Below are 3,038 nucleotides of genomic sequence, written 5' to 3'. Positions count from 1 at the left end.
CTGCGACCAGTGTGCGGATCGGCGCCCACAGCGATGAGTGGCGTCGGCCGAGGACCTCGCCGTGGTGCGCCGATTCCATCGTCCCGATAATAATGTTGTAGGCCAACAGGATCGCACCGAGGGCGAAGAACAGAATATTGAAGTCCGAGATCAGCACCGAGATCAGGGTTTTGTCGTTCGGGCCGGGAAAAAGCTGACCAAAAATCATGTTCAGATAGGTGTTCGTCCGTTCGTCGCCGCCGCCGGACAGAATGTCCACGACATCGATTTCCTGTGCGAACGCGCCGGAACTGGTAAAGATGAAGGCCAGGGGCAGACCTTTGAAAAATCGCCGCAAGGTTCAATCCTTCCTGATTATCTGCATGTCGTAAGGAAGACGGTGTTGGAGGTAGTCCGCAAAGGGGCCGAAACGGCCCTGTCGGATTTGCCAGTAGGCAAAGTCAGCTTTCATGGCCTTGGCCGCTAACAAAAGTGCCAAAACGATGAGTGCTATGAGCGTGAAAATGCTGAAGATGCCGAAGGCAAACATGGCCGGGATCGCAGCGAGACAAAGAAACGCGATGATCGTGTAAACCGTTCGCTCCCGTAGCCAGGCGCGGGCATCGTCGTCGATTTCCTTTTGGCTCATTCCAGATGTCTGGGCCTTGAAGCGGGAGATGCCGCCGTCTTCGTCCGTCTTGAAGAACCTGTCACGCGAATAGCGCTTCGGTCGCATCGTGCTGGAGATAATATCCCATGCCGCGATGCCGACCGAAAACCCGGACGTGACGATGAAGGCAAGCTGGTGCATGCCGCCGCGTCGGGCAAGCCAGCCAGTCTTGTGCGGATCATCCTGTCGGTTCCGCCGTCTTTTCATCAGTCGTTCACCGGGATTACGGTTGTCCTGCTGTCGCGCTCGTCAAGCTGAAGAGCGAGCAGTGCTGTCAGAGCGGCCGCCTGTCGCCGTTCGAGACCGAAACGCTCCCATGAGACGTAGAGCTGCAGGGCATTGGTCAGAAGGTTTTCGCGTTCAACGGCTTCTGGTGACATCTTGGCAACCGCCTGATGCCATTCCGGATTCGGGAAGCGACTTTCAACGAAAATATCCAAAGCCTGAAGCTTCGAAACCTTGTCTCCAATCTCATAGGGATAGTTGGTCGGCGCGGCCTTTTTGGCCCATTCGGCGAGCTCGCTGCTGCCGGTCGGCGCGCTCAGATCGCCAAGGTAGGAAAGAATGGCGTGAGAGGCTGAGCGACGTGTCGCGTCGACCTGGCGCGCCGCCATCTGCGCCTTGCCGGCCGGCGTCTTCGCTTCGCCTTCCGTAATTGGCTTTGCCGGGATCGGGTCAACCATATTGTTGACCATGCGCGCATATGCCTGAGCGACCTTACCTTCGGACGTGTCCAACGTCTGCGCATCGGTCAAGAAACGAATGTCAGACGTCGGATCTTTGAACCCGCCAACATCTTCCAGCTCGTCCCGGTCTTTGATAATCGCATTGGCGATCGCAAGCCCGCCCTGGGAAACGGCCTGTCCCTCAGCGCCGTTGCCACGCGAGCGATTGCGCGAAAGATTGGAGACGTCTGTCCCGCCGACGCCATAGGAAGCAGTTCCGCCGCCAAATTGCATCAGCCCGGAAAGGTCGAAGCAGGCCGAGGCTGCCGGATCGTAGCGACCGCCCTCAGCCTGGCCGCGGGCCTCCTGACGCGCCCGCAGCGTGTCATTCAACTGTGCTGCGTCCTCGATGCGCTTTTGCGCCTCGACGGATCGATTGGAATAGGCACTCAGCTGTGCGACCCCTTTCAGGATCGTGTCCGCAATCTGCTGACCGACATCCGTCGTATGGTCGTTGACGTCCTGGATTGTCTTGTTGCTGTATTGGGCAACGATGTTGCGCACGCCACCGCAGGAGCATGCTGCTTCAGCCGTCTGCGCCAGTCCGACACTCGCAACCGATACCAACAAGCCATAAATCAGGTGTTTCATCACTGTCCTCCGGTGCCATAGAGCTTCTGATAGGTATCGCGCAGCAACGAATTCGCGCCAGCATCTCTCACGCCCGCGTCGCCGCCATAATCGCCGCCCTGTGACAGGCCCATGTTGACGGACCCGAAGTCGAGCACGTCACTGGAACCGCTGGTAAAGCTGTCTACCGAGATGCCGTCGAAGGACGGCAGCTGAAGCGCCGATGTCAGGGGCTCCGTGGCCTTGTCCCAGGCTTCTTGTGCAAAGGAGCAGATTTGTTGTTCTGCGTTGGACAATGCAGAATCGAACAGGCCCTGCACGTCAGGAACCTGAATGGCGATATCCAGGTCCAGATTCATGAGGTTGTCCAGGCAACCAAGGCCATCAACGGGCTTCGGCTGTTGAAGCGCCGCTTCCTTTCGCGCCACCTCAGTGTCGATCCCTGCGCGGATTGCGTCGGTCAAACTGATTTTAACGGTGTCAGTACATGCGCCGCTTTGGCCGCCGAGCATGGAATCGAATAGCTGTTCGATCTGGTCCGTTCCCTCTGCGGCATGGGTCAATCCCGCGTGCAGCATCAGGGCAGGTGCAAAAAACAATACAAGCTTTTTCATAGCGTTTTCTTTTCTCCCTGATATGGCGGCACTTCCTGAATGAGAACGGGCCGCTTTGATCCAAAGCCGGGAAAGTCGCTGGTCGCGCCGTACATTCCCCCGACGGAATAGCTGTTCGTGTATCCGAAACCGTCGTATGAATTGCCGTTGATGGATGCCATGCGCTTCAGGATGAGATCCTGCAGCTGCGCATAGGATGACAGACCATTGGCCGCGAGATAGCTCTCGGGTAGCGCGTTGGGATCAAAACCGCTTGCGACCCAATCATTCAGGGCGCCGGAGCCAAGAAAATGCGCCGCGTCCAGAAGGCTTTCCTGTGTGATCTGCACGCCATTGACTGTCTGACCCACCAGCCCGCGTGTTTGGGAACTCATTGAATTCCAGTTGCTGATAGTCAGCTCGTTCACGGCACGCTCTTGCAGTGCCTTGCCGGCTTCGGAATACCGGAGATCGTCGAGCGAAGAGACGCCGGCTGCGCGG

General features: G+C 57.8%; 5 protein-coding genes. All 5 read right to left on the bottom strand.

Annotated elements, in window-relative coordinates; translation table 11 throughout:
• On the bottom strand, nt 1-337 hold a 337-nt coding region (locus tag AC5DC2_RS21980; protein ID WP_491700025.1), incomplete at its 3' end, for a hypothetical protein.
• 3 nt (nt 338-340) lie between these two features.
• On the bottom strand, nt 341-790 hold the full coding sequence (locus AC5DC2_RS21975; RefSeq protein ID WP_491700024.1) for a hypothetical protein: 450 nt from the start codon (nt 788-790) through the stop codon (nt 341-343).
• 65 nt (nt 791-855) lie between these two features.
• Nucleotides 856-1,965 carry a conjugal transfer protein TraW family protein gene (locus AC5DC2_RS21970; protein WP_024707201.1) on the bottom strand — a complete coding sequence of 370 codons (1,110 nt, stop codon included), beginning with the start codon at nt 1,963-1,965 and terminating at the stop codon, nt 856-858.
• Nucleotides 1,965-2,558 (bottom strand): hypothetical protein, encoded by a 594-nt coding sequence (locus AC5DC2_RS21965; RefSeq protein ID WP_024707200.1) that lies wholly within the window; start codon nt 2,556-2,558, stop codon nt 1,965-1,967. Before AC5DC2_RS21965 ends, AC5DC2_RS21970 begins: the two co-directional genes overlap by 1 nt.
• Nucleotides 2,555-3,038: hypothetical protein (locus tag AC5DC2_RS21960; RefSeq protein ID WP_491700023.1), on the bottom strand; the 484-nt coding region annotated here is incomplete at its 5' end. The genes AC5DC2_RS21965 and AC5DC2_RS21960, both read right to left, overlap by 4 nt.

This window comes from Martelella sp., assembly GCF_984369615.1.
Note: the sequence above shows the minus strand (reverse complement) of the source record. Positions and strands in the feature narration are given on the sequence as shown.

Excerpts from the sequence above, each read along its gene's own strand:
- AC5DC2_RS21975 (WP_491700024.1), bottom strand. The coding sequence starts at position 790 with ATGCACCAGCTTGCCTTCATCGTCACGTCCGGGTTTTCGGTCGGCATC.
- AC5DC2_RS21970 (WP_024707201.1), bottom strand. The coding sequence starts at position 1,965 with ATGAAACACCTGATTTATGGCTTGTTGGTATCGGTTGCGAGTGTCGGA.
- AC5DC2_RS21965 (WP_024707200.1), bottom strand. The coding sequence starts at position 2,558 with ATGAAAAAGCTTGTATTGTTTTTTGCACCTGCCCTGATGCTGCACGCG.